We start from the raw sequence: 15,275 nt of genomic DNA, 5'->3' as shown, positions 1-15,275 counted from the left end.
GCGCCAACATCACCGCGATGCGCACCCCCTCGCTGTTCTCCCGCGACTCCCGGCTCTGGAGCGCCTTCCGCCACGGCGAGGTCCCGGCCGACTCCCCGCTCCTGCCGGTGGTCGCCTGGCAGCCGATCTGCGTGTTCGCGGACGGCGATGAGCACCGCCGACTGCGCGGCGCCGTCCTGGACGGCCTGAACGGCTTCGACCGGCGCGGCGTCCGCCGCCACGTCCGCCGCTTCACCACCGACCTCGTCCAGGTGGTCGGCACCACCGGCCGGGCCGAGCTGATCTCCCAGTTCGCCGAGCACCTGCCGATGCTGGTGATGACCAAGCTGATCGGCATGCCGGACGAGTACGGGCCGCAACTGGTGGACGCCGCACGGGACCTGATGAAGGGCACCGAGACGGCGATCGCCAGCAACGAGTACGTGGTGGCGAGCCTGCGCCGGACCATCGCGGTCAAGCGCGACCACCCCGGCGACGACCTGACCAGTCGGCTGCTCGCGCACCCGGCCGAGCTGACCGACGACGAGGTGATGGAACACCTGCGGGTGGTGCTGCTGGCCGCCAACGAGACGACCGTCAACCTGATCGCCGACTCGCTGAAGATGGTGCTCACCGACCCGCGCTTCCGCGCCCACCTGTCCGGCGGCCAGATGACCCTGGGCGAGGCGCTGGACCAGGTGCTCTGGGACTCCCCGCCGATGTCGCTGGTGGCCGGGCGCTGCGCGACCGCCGACACCGAGCTCGGCGGGCAGCAGATCAAGGCCGGGGACTTCCTGCTGCTCGGCCTGGCGGCGGGCAACGTCGACCCGGTGGTCCGGCCCGATCTGGCCACCCCGCTGTACGGCAACCGCTCGCACCTGTCCTTCGGCGCCGGGCCGCACGAGTGCCCCGGGCAGGACATCGGACGGCACGTCGCCGAGGCCGGGATCGACATCCTGCTCACCCTGCTTCCGGACCTCCGACTGGCCGTCCCCGAGGAGGAGTTGACCTGGAGTTCGGCCTGGATCTCCCGCCATCTGACGGCGCTGCCGGTGGAGTTCACCCCGCGTGAGATCGAGCCGGATCCGGAGTCGGTGGCGGAGGCGGAGCGGGCGGCGGAGGAGCGGGCCGCCCGGACGGCGGAGGAGTTCCAGGCCGCCGAGCAAGCGGCGGCCACCGCCTCGGCTCCGCCGGTGGCGGCCGTTCCGGCGCAGCGACGCAGCTGGTGGGACGCGCTGACCGGCTTCTTCCGGCGCTGAACCCGCCGGGGCGGGTGGTGGTCACCGTGCCGCCGCCCGCCCGGGCTCAGTCCTCGTCGCCGCTCTCGCCGTCGGTGCGGCGGCGGTGCAGGGTGAAGGTGTCCACCGGGGTGAGGTCCCCGTGCGGGCCGTCGAAGGTGTAGTAGGTGACTCGCATCGTGGTGGTGCCGCCGCGCCGGTCGCCGGGGTCGACCTCGAAGGCGGCGAAGCCGTGGGTGTGGACGCGGTCCTGGTAGGCGGCCCACGGCGCGTCCTCGGTCAGCCAGATCGACTCCCGGTAGGGGGCGCCCGGGGCGGGCTTGTCCTCCAGGCCGATGACCACCCGGCCCTGGGGCTGGTCGAACAGGTCGTCCTGGGTGGTGGCCGCGTTTCCGCCGGCGCCGATGACCATGTGGACGGTGCCCCGGCCGGTGTCGGCGAGGCGGGGGTCGGTGCCGGTGGGCACCGGGGTGCGGGTGTCGTTGGGCAGGGTGCCGCGGACGGGGTGGGAGCGCTCGTAGTAGTGCTCGTGGCCGCTGACCACGAGGTCGACCCCGTAGGCGTCGAACAGCGGCCCCCAGGCCTCGCGCACGCCGAGGTCGCTGCCGGAGCCGTGCTTGGAGCTGGAGATCATCGGGTGGTGCATGCAGACCACGATCCAGTCGATCGCCCGGTTACTCCTGGCCGTGCGCAACTCCCGTTCCAGCCACCGCTGTTGGGCGCCACCCGAGTAGCCGCGCAGATAGGTCTCGCCGGAGTTCTGGATGGCCACGTCGTCGTTGGCGAGGCTGATGAAGCGCACCGAGCCGACGGTGAAGGCGTACCACATGCCCCGGGTCTCCTCGTCGCGGTCGGCGGCGGAGTCGGGCAGGGCGAAGAAGGTCTGGTAGCCGAGGGCGCCGATCGGGCCGTTGCCGCTCTCGTTCTCGTGGTTCCCGGCGCAGGGCATCCACGGGCGCAGCCGGGTGGAGCGGCTGTTGTTGATGAACCAGTCGGCCCAGGTGGCGGTGCGGCTCTGGCCGTGGCGGCCGCTGTAGGAGGCGTAGCAGAGGTCCCCGTTGACCAGGTTGAACAGCGGGCCGACGCGTTCGACGGCGGCGACGATGTCGGCGGCGTGCGGGGAGCCGATCTGGCTGCTCGTGTACACCGGGTACTTGCCGAGCGGTGAGGGCATGCCGTCGGGGAAGACGAGTTGGCGGCGGAGGTTGGGGGTGGCCTGGTCGCCGAAGCTGGTGAAGGTGAAGGGGGCCCGGCCGCGCGGGGCGGTGGTGAAGCTGCCGGTCTCGGGGCTCGCGCCGTCGTGGCCCGCGGTGTACAGGTAGGTGGTGGCCGGGCGCAGTCCGGTGAGCCTGGCGTGGTGGACGTACACCTCGTCCTTGCCGAGGGCGTCGCGGTAGGTGCGGGTCTCGGCCTCGACGACCCGGCCGTGGCCGCCGTCCGGCGAGCCGAGCCGGACCAGTGGGCGGCGGACGGACTGCGGGGTGATCCAGGAGACGGTCATCTCGGCGGAGGGATCGGTGCCGAACTGCAGGTGCACTCCGCTCACGCTGGGCGCCCCGATCCGGTGCGGGGTGGCCTGCAGCAGGGGGCTCGGCACCGGATCGTCCGCCGCGGCCGGCTGGGCGGCCGCACCGCCCGCGACCAGCGCGGCTCCGGCCGCCGACGTGCCCTTGAGGATGGACCTGCGTGCGATCGTCATGGCGCTCCGTCTGCCGTGTGGGGGTTGTGAACCGCAGCACTGTAGCGACATGGGCATGTAAAGGCGATCGATTTTCTGACGGATGCTCATGTCCTCGCGGCAGCACGGATACGGACACGCCCCGGCCCCGGCGGCCGGGGCTCCGCCGGGGCCGGGGCGGGCCCATGGGTCGGGGAATCAGGGGTCTGAAATCAGGGATCGGGGATCAGGGGCACTGCTTCCAGGCGAGGTGGTAGACGGTGTTGATGTTGCCGTCCGTCGAGTCCATCGCCATGAAGCTGGTGGTGTGCGCCGGGTCCGAGGTGCCGGCGCCGACGCGCAGTTCGGTGTTGACGTTGAAGTTGCGCTCCTCTCCGCAGGGAGCGAAGACCAGGGCGGCGACGTCGACGGTGTCGGTCACCTGCCAGTTGTCGTCCGTCGGGCCGTCGAAGCGGTGGCTCCGGTAGGTGGTCCCGGGATCGCCCTGGAAGTAGTAGCCGGCTCGCTGGATGCCGGTCGCCCCCGCCTCCAGGTGGGCGAAGCCGCGGTAGTCGGCGGAGGCGATCGCGTAGGTGAAGCCCTGGGGGACGTGCACGCGCAGGTCGAGCTGACAGTTCTTCCGGAAGTCGGTCGGCTTCGAGCCCACTCCCACCTGGGCGAGGTAGCTGCTGTACGTCACGGTGAAGGCGGTGTTGTCCGGCGACACGGCCACCGCGGCCGTCCCCGCCGGGCAGCCGGAGCCGTTGACCGTCGCGACGTCGATGACGATCCGGTCCGGCGGGGTCGGGAGCGAGTCGCCGCCGAAGGTCGACGTGCCGACCAGCGCGGCGGAGACCGCGGTCGCGACGGCCAGTGTGCGGAGCAGCATGGGCTTCCCCTTCGATCGTCCACGGAGCCGGGGCGGCATGGCGCCGGTTCGGACTGCACACGCCGCCGCGTCGGACTTGACGTGGATATGTCAGCACATCGAGCGCACCCGTGTACAGGGGGTGACACATGGTCACCGAATCCGCGAGGGTGCGACGACGGCGAACACCCCGACGACCTGCCGGTGCGCCGGACGCCGAGGCGACCCCGGTTCGCGGCCGAAGATCACCGAGCGCTAGGCTCGGTCTGCAACACGACGCGAAGGGGAGCTTCAGTTGGCGCGGGTTGCGGTGGTCGGCGGGGGTATCGGCGGGCTGGGAACGGCGCTCATGCTCGGTCGGCGGGGCCATACGGTCACGCTGTTCGAGCAGGACGCACGGCAGGCCGGAGAGGACCCGGACCAGGACTTCTACCACTGGAACAGGCCCCGGGTCCCGCAGGCCGTCCAGCCCCACTCGTTCCTCGCCCCCGTACGCACCGTGCTGCGCGCCGAGACCCCGGAGGTCTACGCGGACCTGCTGGCCCGCGGAGCCCGGGAGTACCACGACTTCGACTGGTTCGGTGAGCATCCGCCACACCGGGACGGCGACGACGAACTCGTCACCCTGCGCACCCGACGCATCGTCCTGGAGGCCACCCTGACCGCGGCCGTACGGCGGGAACCCGCCGTCGAGGTGCGGCGAGGCGTCCGGGTGAGCGGCCTGGCCATCGAGGAGGGCGACCCCGCCCGGGTCACCGGGGTGCGGGTGGGCGGGGAGACGCACCTCGCGGACCTCGTCGTCGACGCCGCCGGCCGCCGCTCGCCGGTTCCCGGCTGGCTGGTCGCGGCCGGATGCCGACCGCCCGTGGTCGACAGCCACCGCACCGGGATCGCCTATCTGAGCCGCTGGTACCGGCTGCGGGCCGACGGCCCGCGCGACCCCGGGGTGCAGAACGGCTCGGCCGCGGCCTTCGCGCTCGCCGGGGTCTTCCCGTCCGACAACGACACCTTCGCGGTGAACGTGGTGCTCTCCACGGGCGACCCGACCCGCGGCGCGCTCACCGACCCCGACGTGTTCGAGGCCGTCGCCCGCCGCTTCCCCGCCTGCGCCGCCTGGCTCGACCTGGACCCGGAACCGCAGTCCGCCGTCCTGCCGAGGGCCGGCCTGGACAACCGCTGGCCCTCCCTCGTCGACGGGGACGGACCCGTCGCCACCGGTCTGGTCAACGTCGGGGACAGCCTCATGCACACCAACCCCACCCTGGGCCACGGCGCGGCCCTCGCCCTGCGCACCGCCCAGTACCTCGGCGCCCACGCCGACGAGGTCGCCGCGGACCCGACCGGCTACCACGCCTGGACCGCCGAGAACCTCCGCCCGGTGTTCGACGCGCAGGTGGCGGCCGACCGCGCCACCGAGCGACGCCTCACCGAGGACGCACCGCCCCCCGACCGACGGGCCGCGGCCGTGGCCGCCTGCGCCTTCGAGGACCCCGTCGTCATGCGGGCCCGGGCCCAGGTCCGCCACCTCATGCGGTCCGCCGAGGAAGCCTACGGCTCCGAGGAGGTGGACCGGCACGTCACCGCCTGGCTGGACGCCCGCCCGGACTTCTCGCCGCAGCTCGACGGGCCGACCCGGGACCAGTGGGACGCGCTCATCCCGGCCTGAGCGGTAGGGCGTGTCCTGCGGATCTGCGCCGGATCCGGCCGGACCCGCAGGACACGCCCGAACCCGGCACCCCACGGTGTCCCGGTCGGGAGCACGGCGGCGGGGCTCCCTGGGTGACCTGCGGGCGTGGGGGCGGCGGTCCGGACGACGGGGGCCCGCATAGTCGGATGGTTGGTCATACCGTCCGATCTTGAGATGAGCCGACGATGCCCCTGCCCTGCCGGCGGACTGCCGCCACGGCCCTCACCCTGCTGCTCGCCCTCCCGGGCTGCGGCGCCCCGCAGCCACCCGAGCCGCCCGCTTCCACCACGGACGCCGCCACCCCCACCCCGACCGGGCCGAAGGCGTTCACCCTGGTGGCCACCGGCGACGTGCTGCCGCACACCGAGATCATCCAGCAGGCCAAGGAGGACGCCGGCGGCGACGGCTACGACTTCACCGCCATGCTGGCCGGCGTCAAGCCTCTGATCAGCGGCGCGGACCTGGCGATCTGCCACATGGAGACGGTCTACGGCGCCGACGGCGGCCCGTACACCGGGTACCCCTCGTTCAAGTCCCCGCCGCAGGTGGCCAAGGCGCTCAAGGACGCCGGGTACCACTCCTGCGACACCGCGTCCAACCACACCCTGGACGACGGCCCGGCCGGCATCCGCCGCACCCTGGACGCCATGGACGCCGTCGGCCTCGCCCACACCGGCTCCGCCCGCACCGCCGAGGAGGCCGGACGGCCGGCGCTGCTGCGGGCGGGCGGCGCGACGGTGGCCCAACTCGCCTACACCTACGGCACCAACGGCATCCCGCTGCCCAAGGACCAGCCCTGGGCCGTCAACCTGATCGATCGGGACCGGATCCTGGCCGACGCCCGCGCCGCCCGGGCGAACGGCGCGGACCTGGTGGCGGTCAGCATCCACTGGGGCACCGAGTGGCAGGACACCCCGAACGAGCAGCAGCTCACCCTGGCCCGCGAGCTGTCCGCCGCCGGGCAGGGCCCGGGCCGCCCCGACATCGACCTGATCCTCGGCACCCACGCCCACATCCCGCAGGCCTACGAGAAGATCAACGACACCTGGACGGTCTACGGCCTCGGCGACCAGCTCGCCGGGCACATGTTCACCTACGACGGCGCCGAGGACCCGCGCGGCAACTGGAGCTCCCTCGCCCGCTTCACCGTCAGCCCGCCGGCCGGGCCCAGGCAGCGCTGGACGGTGAGCCGGGCCGAGTTCGTCCCGCAGATCACCGACCTCGGCCCCCCCTACCGGGTGCTCGACCTGCGCGAGGCCGTCCGCCGCAACCCCGGCCGCGCCGACTGGGCCCGCGCGCTGGAGCACATCCGTACGGTGGTGCTCAGCCGCGGCGCCGGATCGGCGGGGCTCACCATGGCGCCGTCCCCCCAGCCGTAACAGCCGTCCCCCGGCTCGAACGGCCGTAGCGGCTCCGGACCGGCCTACGGCTTGCGGGCCAGCCCGCCGTACACCGAGACCTCACCGGCTGCCACGGTCGAGGGCTCGCCCAGCTCCGGGTGCCACTCGTGGATCAGGACCACGCCCGGGTCGTCCAGTTCCAGCCCGGCGAAGAATCGTTCCACCCCGGCGCGCGAGCGCACATGGACCTCTATCCCGGCCTCCGCGTAGCGGCGGGAGCCGACCGCGACCTGGTCCGGCGCGTTGTCGGCGGTGCCGGCGGTCAGCGCGAGGAAGCTGCCGGCGGGCAGGGCGTCCAGCAGCGTGCGGACGGGCGGGTGCGCGGCCTCGTCGGAGAGGAAGTGCACGATGTTGATCAGCGTCAGCGCGACCGGCTCGCCCAGGTCCAGGGTGCCGGCCACCGCCGGGTCGGCCAGGAACTTCTCCGGGTCCCGCAGGTCGCCCTCGACGTAGGCGGTGCGGCCCTCCGGGGTGCTGGTGAGCAGCGCCCGCGAGTGGGCCAGCACGATCGGGTCGTTGTCCACGTAGACCACCCGGCAGGACGGGTCGACCGCCTGGACGATCTCGTGCAGGTTGGGCGCGGTGGGGATGCCGGTGCCGACGTCCAGGAACTGGCGCACGCCGTGCTCGCCGGCCAGCCGGCGGACCATCCGGTGCATCACGGCGCGGGCCGCGGCGGCGCCGTCGCGGGCGCCGGGCAGGTCGGCGAGCAGCCGGTCGGCGACCTCGCGGTCCGCCGGGAAGTTGGTCTTGCCGCCGAGCAGGTAGTCGTAGACCCGGGCCGAGTGCGCCCGGTCCGTCCGCAGGTCGACCTGCGGCGGCTGGTCGAACTCGGCCTCCGTCAGCCAGCTGTCCGGTTCGTAGCTCTCCACTGTGCCCCCGTTCGGCGTTGGTCCGGTCCACTCAACCACACGACGTGATCGTCCGTCAGGCGGTTCCCGGTGCGCGCTGAACATCGGCGTCCGCCCCCTTCACGGCGGCAGCGAACGAGGGCACCCGCATGGCCGTCAGCAGGGCCAACGCCGGTCCCGCCGTGCAGACCGTGACGTAGCCGGGGATCACGCCGAGCCCGTTGTGGTGGCCCAGCCACTCGGCGAGCAGCGGGAAGGTGCCGCCGAACGCGGCGATGGTGGCCGCGTTGACGACACCCAGTCCGACCGCCCTGACCTCGGTCGGGAACAACAGGCCGGTGAAGACGTTGAGCGTGCCGAGCACCGTCGCCACCAGCATCCCCAGCAGCACGGCCACGACCTGGAACGGCAGCCAGCCCGCGCGCAGCCCGGCCAGCAGGATCCCGACCAGCGGGATCGGCAGCCAGAAGCCGAGCCGGGCGACCGGCAGCAGGCCGAAGCGGTCGGCGGCCGCGCCGGTGAGCAGCATGGTGACCAGCACCACGCCCAGCACCACGGTCATGAAGGAGGCTGCCTGCTCCTTGTCGATCACGTGGTAGGCGGCGGCGTACTGCGGCAGGTAGACCAGGGCGAAGTAGTAACCGACCGTGCCGCCGAGGGTGTTGAGGAAGACGGTGAGAACCGCCCAGCGGTGCTCACCGAGCATCCGCAGGAACGGCGGGCGCCCGTCCACCTCGGCCCGCGCGCGGGCGCGGTGGAACTCGGCGCTCTCCGGGGCCGCCCGCCGCACCCACACCGCGCCCAGGCCGAGCAGTGCCGCGACCACGAAGCCCCAGCGCCAACCGCCGTGCTCCAGGCCGGACTTGCCGATGGTGTGGATCAGCAGGGTGAGCACGCCGAAGGAGAGCAGCGAGCCGAGGATGATCCCGCCGTAGGACACCGAGCTGAACGCGAAGCGGTGCCGTGGCGGGGCGGTCTCGGTGACGTACGCGGCGACGCTGGGCGCCTCTCCCCCGAACGCGAGCCCCTGCACCACCCGTGCGGCGACCGCCAGCACCGCCGCCCAGGCGCCGATCGTCCGCTGCCCGGGCAACACGGCGATGCCCAGGCTGGCGGCGGCGATCACCGTCATGCCGAGGCTGAGCGCGAACCGCCGTCCCCGGGTGTCGCTGAGCCGCCCGATCAGGTAGGAGCCGACCGGCCGGGCCCCGAAGCCCACCGCGAAGGTGGCGTACGCGCCGAGGACCCCACTGACGCCTCCCTTGCCGTGGCCGAAGAGGTCGGCGGCGAAGTACGGCGCGAGCACGGCGTAGATGTTCCAGTCGAAGGACTCGACCACGGACCCCACCGTCGCCGCCGCCAACTCCCGCCGTCGGCTCCCGGCTTGTGCCGCGTCACGGGTGGGAGCGGTATCGATGCGATCTGTCATGGCGTCAGCATGGCACCGTTCGACGGGCGGCGGAATCGGGTGCGGCGGGCCCGTTCGGGCGGGTGACGGGCGGGTCCTGGCCGGGCGTTCGAGGTGGGCCCCGGCCGGGCCTTCGGGGCGGTCCCGGACGGGCGTTCGGGCGGGTACGGAATACCAATGTGACGAGTGTGACTGGCTGGTGATATTTGTGTGCGGTGCATTCGATGATCATCCGGACCTCGCGGCGCGCCCTGCCGGTCGCCGTCTCCGCCGCCACCGCCGCCGCCCTGCTGGCCGGCTGCACCAGCGGCGCCTCCTCCTCCTCGACCTCCGCGTCGGCGTCCGCCTCGGCCACCCCTTCGGCCGCCGCGACCGCGACCGCCACGCCGACCCCGACCCCGACGGTCAAGCCCACCGGCGCCAACGACCCGGCCCTCAAGGCCTTCTACGGCCAGCAGCTGGCCTGGGCGCCGTGCCAGGGCAAGGGCGACCAGGCCGGCGACGAGCAGGTCGACACCTCGGCGCTGCAGTGCTCGACCCTCAAGGTCCCGCTCGACTACACCGCCCCGGGCACCGGCACCCTGGACGTCGCCGTGGTCCGCAACCCGGCCGTCAAGCCGGACCAGCGGATCGGCTCGCTGGTCCTCAACCCGGGCGGCCCGGGCGGCTCCGGCGTCGAGATGGTCAAGGGCGGCCCAAAGCGCTTCGACGGCCCGCTGCACGACCGCTACGACATCGTCGGCTTCGACCCGCGCGGCGTCGCCGGCACCAGCCCGCTCAAGTGCCTGGACGACAAGACCCGGGACGACTGGCTCAACACCGACGAGCCAGGCCCCGACCACGGCAAGCAGCTCGCCGACGCCTGCCAGGCCAAGTACGCCCAGGTACTGCCCTTCGTCAGCACCCGCAACACCGCCCGCGACCTGGACGTCCTGCGCGCCGCCCTCGGCGACCAGAAGCTCAGCTACCTCGGCATGTCCTACGGAACCTACCTCGGCTCGCTCTACGCCGAGGAGTTCCCGGACCGGGCCGGCCGGCTCGTCCTGGACGGCGCCACCTCGCCCTCCACCTCCCTGATCCAGCACAACATCGAGCAGCAGGCCGGCTTCGAGCGCTCGCTGAAGGCCTTCGCCGCCGACTGCGCCGCCAAGAACCCGTGCCCGCTCGGCAAGGACCCCGACCAGGCGGTGCAGAAGCTCGCCGGCTTCCTCGACGGGCTCAAGGACAAGCCGCTCAAGAGCAAGGGCCGCACCCTCACCGCCACCGCCGCCTGGACCGGCGTGATCAGCCGCCTCTACGGCGGCGAGCAGGCCTGGAGCGGTCTGCGCAACGCCCTCGGCTGGGCCATGGTCCGCGGCCAGGCCGACGACCTGCTCGCCCTCGCGGACGGCTACAACGGCCGCGACAAGGACGGCCGTTACGAGTCCTCGGCGGACGCCTACACCGCCATCCACTGCGCCGACGGCGCCACCGACGTCCCGTCCGGCGACCAGCTGCAGACCGCCCTCAGCGACCTCGCCGCCAAGGCCCCGCTGGTCAGCAAGCACGACCCGATGGCCGCCCTGTTCGACCCGGACTGCCGGGTCTGGCCCTTCCGCTCCACCGAGAAGCCGCACGCCATCAAGTCCACCGCCACCACCCCGATCGTGGTCGTCGGCTCCACCGGCGACCCGGCCACCCCGTACGCCTGGTCCGAGACGCTCACCGGCGAACTCGGCAACGCCGTCCTGCTCACCCGCGAGGGCGAGGGGCACGTCGCGTACGACCGCAGCGCCTGCATCCGCGAGGCGGTCAACGCCTACCTGGTCGACGGCACCGTGCCGGCGGCGGGCACGCGCTGCAAGACGGACTGACCTCCGGGAGGAGTTCGGCGGCGCCCCCTGCTCGTGGTCGCCGCCAAAGCGCCGATGCGGTGGTCGCGATCCCGGCCGCCGAACCCGGCACCTGAACGTGGCGCCCGAGCCCGGCCGCTGGCCACGAGGGACCGGAGTCCGGGGCGGTCAGCGGCCGGGGTGGTGGACGAAGCGGTAGGTGTCGCGGTCGAGTTCGGTGACCTGTACGCCGATCGCGGCCGGTGCGGTGATGCCGGCCCGCAGAACGGCGAGCACCCGGGCGGTCAGTTCGGCGCGCTGCTCGATGGTGCGGCCGGCCAGGATCTTGACCTCGACCAGGACCACGGCCTCGCCGCTGGTGCCGTCACCGACCGTGTGGCCCCCGGCGGGGCGGAACACCGTCTTGCAGTCGGCCACCGTGGTGTCGATCACCCCGGTGATCGCCTGGTGCAACCGCGCGGCCAGGCCCGCCTGGTCGACGGCGAGGTCGGCCGAGTGGTCGACCAGGATCTGCGGCACGGGGGTTCCTCCCGGGAAGTGCGGACGGGCGCCGCCGACCCTACCCTGCCCGGCCGCCGGACCCGGGAGCGGCAGCGGGCCCCGGCCGGGGAGACCGGGGCCCTGGTGATGTCACAACCTCGTCAGCAGCCGAAGTCGATCTGGCGGAAGGTCGCGTAGTGGTCGCTGGTGTAGTAGTCCTCGTGGTACCGCTGGCCGGTGACGATCCGGCGGGCGCCACGGGTGGGCGCACCGGGGGTCACCACCGTGTACTCGTGGTAGTAGCCGGAGCGCTGGGACGGCAGCACGCGCTCCTTGTTCGTGAACACCACGCCGTCCTGACGGTACGGGAACGGCCCGCCCTTGGCGATCAGGTTGAGCGTGGTCCGCGCCTGGGAGGGCAGGGCGGACAGGCACACCTTGCCGCTCACCGCGGCGTGCGCCTCGGTGGCGACGGCGACGGGCGCGAGGGTGACCAGGGCGACGGTGGCGGTGGCGGCAACACGCTTCCACGCGCGTAGAGTTCGGGTCATGCCCCCCAGGATGGCGAGCCCCGGGGCCCGCCGGAAGCCCCGTTCGGAGTCTTCATCTCCAGTCAACTCGCCGTACCCGTTGAGGACTTGAGCGGGTCAGCGGACCACTCAGCCGCCGTCGTAGTCGGTGGCGGCCAGCACCGCCAGCCGGCGGCGCCCGGCATCGAGTACGGCGAAGCCGAGGTCCATGTCGTCCCCGTTGAACCACTCGCCGCCCGCTGTGAAGCCGTACCAGGCGCAGTCCGCCGCCCGCCGCGCCACCTCCGCCGCCGAGGCGTCCGGCCCCGCGCCAGCCAGGGCCGCGAGCGAGCGCCAGGCCGCCAGCCGGCCGTAGGCGCCGTACCACCAGCCGTCCTCGCCGCCGCCCCCGGTCGAGGCGGCGGCGAAGAGCCGGCGCCAGGCCTCCGCGGCCGTGGTCGGGACGACCACCGGGTCCTCGACACAGTCCAACGGCAGCGCGGCCAGCGTCCCGGGGAGGGCCTCGGGCGCGACCGGACCGTCGGCGTCGAACACCGCCGCCTCGACCCGGCCGTTGTACCGCCGGGCCCAGCGCTCCACCGCGGCGGTCAGCCTGGGTTCCTCCTCCCCCACCTCGACCGGGACACCGGCGCAGCCGTTGAGCGGGGCGCCCTGCGGCAGCCCGTACGGCCGACCGTGGCTGACCCCGCCGCGCCGGTAGTGCGGCAAGCCGGGCGTGCCCTCCAGCGGGTCGAGCGCCCAGGGCAGCCAGGCCAGCGGGTGCTCCGCCCAGGACGGCGAGGCCTCCGCCCAGGCCCGCGCCTCGGGCAGCTTCGCGACCGGCGCGCCGCGCAGCACCAGCTCGTGCAGCAGGCAGGCCCGCAGCTCCTCCGGCGCGGTCGCGTCATCGGGGGCGGCCTCGAACACCCCGGCCAGCGCGGACGGCCGCTGATGCTCGGCCAGCACGGCGGCGGCCCGGCGCACCGGGCGCCCGCTGCGCGAGCGGGTGGCCAGCCCCAGCCCGAGCGCGCGCTCGACGTGCACGCGCCCGGGCCGGGTGACCACGTCCCAGAGGATCCGGTCGAAGAGGTACTGGTGCTCGGCGCCGGCCCGCCCGGAACCGAAGCGGGCGTTCAGCGCGGCGCCGAACTCCGCGAGGTACGCCGTGTCGCCGCCCGCCAGGTGCGCGTCGAGGAGCCGGCACACCTCGCCCACCTCGTACGACCCGGCCAGGCCGGCCACCAGTTGCTCGATCGTCTTCGCCACGGGGGCGAAGCCTACGGTGGGTCAGCCGCGCGGCAGCACCAGGGACTGCACCGCCGGGAGCTTGCGCCAGTCGCTCGACACGATGCTGGCGTGCGCCCGGGCCAGCTGCCCGGTGCGGCCGCGCGCCTGGTCGACGGTCGGGTCGGCGGCGCTGATCTGCGGCGCGACGTTCTGGGCGTCCGTCATCACCAGCAGGTAGTGCGAGCGGTCGTACCACGCGGTGTCGACGCCGTTGAGGTAGGCGGCGGCATCACCGTCGAAGACCACGAACCACGGACGGATCCCGGCGTCCGCGCCGGTGTACTTGCCGCGCGGGTCGCCGGCCGCCGCGCCGTGCACGGCCGGGAAGAGCTGGGCCTGACCGATCCGGCCGGCCGCCGCCAGGTCGCGCAGGTGCCGCCCGTACTCGACGTCGGTGTGCAGGGTGTCGAAGGGGTTGCGCTCCTCGACCGTGCCGGGGATCGCGTAGAGCAGCACCCGCCCGGCGAGCGCCGAGCGGGTCGGCCAGTTGCCGGCCCGCACCGCCTCGTCGACGCTGGCGTACGAGCCGCCGCCGGGCTTGGCCAGCACGTCGGCCGGGCGCAGCACCCGGTCGCCGAGGTGCGCGGCGATCAGCGTGTCCAACTGGTCCGGGCCCATCCCCAGGTTGGCGGCGAAGCCGCCCTTCAGCTCCAGCTTGACCACCAGCGGTCCGGCCGCCGGGTGGGCGCCGAGCCAGACCCGGATGTCGTCGAGGCAGTGCTCCAGGTTCTTGTTGGTACCGCCGGTGTAGAGCTGGGCGGAGGTGTCGGCGGCGGTGCAGTTGTTGGAGTTGCCGAGCGGATTGGAGTGGCTGACCTTCCACTCCTTGGTGATGACGTCGGTCCAGAGGTCCAGCTCGATCATCCCGGTGCCCGTGTCCAGCCCCTGGGCGAGGTACGGGTAGGCGGCCGGGTCGTAGGTGTTGTGCAGGCCGACGGTGGTCGCCGAGCCGAACGGCAGGTCGCCCGTGCCGGACTCGGTGGCGTCCGCCGCGCCGGTCGGGACGACGGCCGCCGCGGCGGCGAGCAGGCCCGCCGTCAGGAGGCCGGCCAGGGTACGGCGTACGGTCATCGGAATCGTTCCCCCCGGGGTCGGTCGTGTCGGCCGCCCGTGCGGGCCGCCGGAGGAAGCATCGCCCTGTAGGGCGTGTTCCTCGTGAAGAAGGCACGACAATAGCGTGACGGCTTCACCACCTCCGCCCCGACCTCGGACCCGCCGCGCCCGGCGGTGACGGAGCGTCAGCGTGTCGTACCCGCGCGCTAGCGTGGCTCGCGAGCAGCGCGACGACGAGCCGGCTGAAGAGCCGCGTGAAGAGCCGTCCGAAGAACACCGAGCAGCGGAGGTACCTCATGTCCCTGGTCCGGGTCCACAACTTCTCGATCTCCCTCGACGGCTACGGCACCGGCGAGGGCCAGAGCATCGACCAGCCCTTCGGCCACGCCGCCGACCGGCTGCACAGCTGGTTCTTCCGCACCCGGACCTTCCGGCGGATGCACGGCCAGGAGGGCGGCGACACCGGTGTGGACGACGCGATGGCCCGCACCTGGGGCGACGGCATCGGCGCGGAGATCATGGGCCGCAACAAGTTCGGCCCGCAGCGCGGGCCCTGGCAGGACGAGGACTGGCAGGGCTGGTGGGGCGCGAACCCGCCGTTCCACACCCCCGTGTTCGTGCTCACCCACCATCCGCGCCCCAGCCTGGAGATGGCGGGCGGCACGACCTTCCACTTCATCGACGCCACCCCCGAGGAGGCGCTGCGGCAGGCCCGGGAGGCGGCCGGCGGCCTGGACGTGCGGATCGGCGGCGGTCCGCGCACCGTCCGGGCGTTCCTGGAGGCGGATCTGATCGACCACCTGCACGTGGTCGTGGTGCCGGTCGTGCTCGGCCGGGGCGAGTCGCTGTGGGCCGGGCTCGAAGGGCTGGAGCAGCGCTTCGACATCGAGGCGGTGAGCAGCCCGAGCGGTGTCACCCACCTCACCTTCACCCGCCGGACGGCCTGACCGGAGAGCGGGGGGGGGCCCCCCCCCCCCCCGGGGGGCCCCCCCCCCCCCCCCGCCCCCCCCCCGCCCCCCACAAAAA

At 73.6% G+C, this 15,275-nt stretch carries 13 protein-coding genes; 5 read left to right on the top strand and 8 right to left on the bottom strand.

The window, feature by feature from the left end; all coding sequences use genetic code 11:
• Nucleotides 1-1,238, top strand: a 1,238-nt coding sequence (locus ACFVWU_RS41425) for a cytochrome P450 (protein ID WP_387631093.1), incomplete at its 5' end; no start/stop codon positions are given.
• Nucleotides 1,239-1,284: 46 nt separating this feature from the next.
• Here the strand turns inward: ACFVWU_RS41425 and ACFVWU_RS41420 are convergent.
• Entirely contained in the window at nucleotides 1,285-2,916 is a 1,632-nt protein-coding gene (locus tag ACFVWU_RS41420; RefSeq protein ID WP_387631091.1) for a purple acid phosphatase family protein, read from the bottom strand.
• 205 nt (nucleotides 2,917-3,121) lie between these two features.
• On the bottom strand, nucleotides 3,122-3,763 hold the full coding sequence (locus tag ACFVWU_RS41415; protein ID WP_387631088.1) for a DUF4360 domain-containing protein: 642 nt from the start codon (nucleotides 3,761-3,763) through the stop codon (nucleotides 3,122-3,124).
• A gap of 274 nt (nucleotides 3,764-4,037) precedes the next feature.
• Here ACFVWU_RS41415 and ACFVWU_RS41410 point away from each other — a divergent pair, with 274 nt between their 5' ends.
• Complete coding sequence (locus ACFVWU_RS41410) at nucleotides 4,038-5,408, top strand: FAD-dependent oxidoreductase (RefSeq protein WP_387631085.1); 1,371 nt, start codon at nucleotides 4,038-4,040, stop codon at nucleotides 5,406-5,408.
• 206 nt (nucleotides 5,409-5,614) lie between these two features.
• Nucleotides 5,615-6,808, top strand: coding sequence for a CapA family protein (locus ACFVWU_RS41405; RefSeq protein WP_387631082.1), 1,194 nt, complete (start codon nucleotides 5,615-5,617; stop codon nucleotides 6,806-6,808).
• A gap of 44 nt (nucleotides 6,809-6,852) precedes the next feature.
• Here ACFVWU_RS41405 and ACFVWU_RS41400 read toward each other — a convergent pair whose 3' ends face one another.
• Together ACFVWU_RS41400 and ACFVWU_RS41395 are read right to left on the bottom strand one after the other, a co-directional pair.
• Nucleotides 6,853-7,701 carry an SAM-dependent methyltransferase gene (locus ACFVWU_RS41400; protein WP_387631079.1) on the bottom strand — a complete coding sequence of 283 codons (849 nt, stop codon included), beginning with the start codon at nucleotides 7,699-7,701 and terminating at the stop codon, nucleotides 6,853-6,855.
• A 55-nt stretch (nucleotides 7,702-7,756) separates the two neighbouring features.
• Complete coding sequence (locus ACFVWU_RS41395; RefSeq protein ID WP_387631077.1) at nucleotides 7,757-9,109, bottom strand: MFS transporter; 1,353 nt, start codon at nucleotides 9,107-9,109, stop codon at nucleotides 7,757-7,759.
• 203 nt (nucleotides 9,110-9,312) lie between these two features.
• Here ACFVWU_RS41395 and ACFVWU_RS41390 point away from each other — a divergent pair, with 203 nt between their 5' ends.
• Complete coding sequence (locus ACFVWU_RS41390) at nucleotides 9,313-10,941, top strand: alpha/beta hydrolase (protein ID WP_387631075.1); 1,629 nt, start codon at nucleotides 9,313-9,315, stop codon at nucleotides 10,939-10,941.
• A gap of 147 nt (nucleotides 10,942-11,088) precedes the next feature.
• Here the strand turns inward: ACFVWU_RS41390 and ACFVWU_RS41385 are convergent, their stop codons facing one another.
• From ACFVWU_RS41385 to ACFVWU_RS41370, 4 genes are all read right to left on the bottom strand, one after another.
• Complete coding sequence (locus ACFVWU_RS41385) at nucleotides 11,089-11,439, bottom strand: 5-carboxymethyl-2-hydroxymuconate Delta-isomerase (RefSeq protein WP_387631072.1); 351 nt, start codon at nucleotides 11,437-11,439, stop codon at nucleotides 11,089-11,091.
• A gap of 122 nt (nucleotides 11,440-11,561) precedes the next feature.
• Nucleotides 11,562-11,951: a ribonuclease domain-containing protein gene (locus tag ACFVWU_RS41380; RefSeq protein WP_387631069.1), complete on the bottom strand. Its 390-nt coding sequence runs from the start codon at nucleotides 11,949-11,951 to the stop codon at nucleotides 11,562-11,564.
• Nucleotides 11,952-12,059: 108 nt separating this feature from the next.
• Nucleotides 12,060-13,175, bottom strand: coding sequence for a DUF6183 family protein (locus ACFVWU_RS41375; protein WP_387631066.1), 1,116 nt, complete (start codon nucleotides 13,173-13,175; stop codon nucleotides 12,060-12,062).
• 21 nt (nucleotides 13,176-13,196) lie between these two features.
• Entirely contained in the window at nucleotides 13,197-14,267 is a 1,071-nt protein-coding gene (locus tag ACFVWU_RS41370) for a phosphatidylinositol-specific phospholipase C domain-containing protein (RefSeq protein ID WP_387631064.1), read from the bottom strand.
• A 278-nt stretch (nucleotides 14,268-14,545) separates the two neighbouring features.
• Here ACFVWU_RS41370 and ACFVWU_RS41365 point away from each other — a divergent pair, with 278 nt between their 5' ends.
• A complete protein-coding gene (locus tag ACFVWU_RS41365; RefSeq protein WP_387631095.1) occupies nucleotides 14,546-15,196 on the top strand; it encodes a dihydrofolate reductase family protein in 651 nt (216 codons plus the stop codon).
• The last annotated feature ends 79 nt before the right edge of the window (nucleotides 15,197-15,275 follow it).

The organism is Kitasatospora sp. NPDC058190, from assembly GCF_042883685.1.
In the GTDB taxonomy this organism is placed as follows: domain Bacteria; phylum Actinomycetota; class Actinomycetes; order Streptomycetales; family Streptomycetaceae; genus Kitasatospora.
This window is presented reverse-complemented; position numbering and strand designations above follow the sequence as displayed.

Bases quoted from the DNA above. Each gene is read 5' to 3' on its own strand.
- ACFVWU_RS41380 (WP_387631069.1), bottom strand. From the start codon at position 11,951: ATGACCCGAACTCTACGCGCGTGGAAGCGTGTTGCCGCCACCGCCACC.
- ACFVWU_RS41390 (WP_387631075.1), top strand. From the start codon at position 9,313: ATGATCATCCGGACCTCGCGGCGCGCCCTGCCGGTCGCCGTCTCCGCC.
- ACFVWU_RS41395 (WP_387631077.1), bottom strand. From the start codon at position 9,109: ATGACAGATCGCATCGATACCGCTCCCACCCGTGACGCGGCACAAGCC.
- ACFVWU_RS41415 (WP_387631088.1), bottom strand. From the start codon at position 3,763: ATGCTGCTCCGCACACTGGCCGTCGCGACCGCGGTCTCCGCCGCGCTG.
- ACFVWU_RS41420 (WP_387631091.1), bottom strand. From the start codon at position 2,916: ATGACGATCGCACGCAGGTCCATCCTCAAGGGCACGTCGGCGGCCGGA.
- ACFVWU_RS41370 (WP_387631064.1), bottom strand. From the start codon at position 14,267: ATGACCGTACGCCGTACCCTGGCCGGCCTCCTGACGGCGGGCCTGCTC.
- ACFVWU_RS41365 (WP_387631095.1), top strand. From the start codon at position 14,546: ATGTCCCTGGTCCGGGTCCACAACTTCTCGATCTCCCTCGACGGCTAC.
- ACFVWU_RS41405 (WP_387631082.1), top strand. From the start codon at position 5,615: ATGCCCCTGCCCTGCCGGCGGACTGCCGCCACGGCCCTCACCCTGCTG.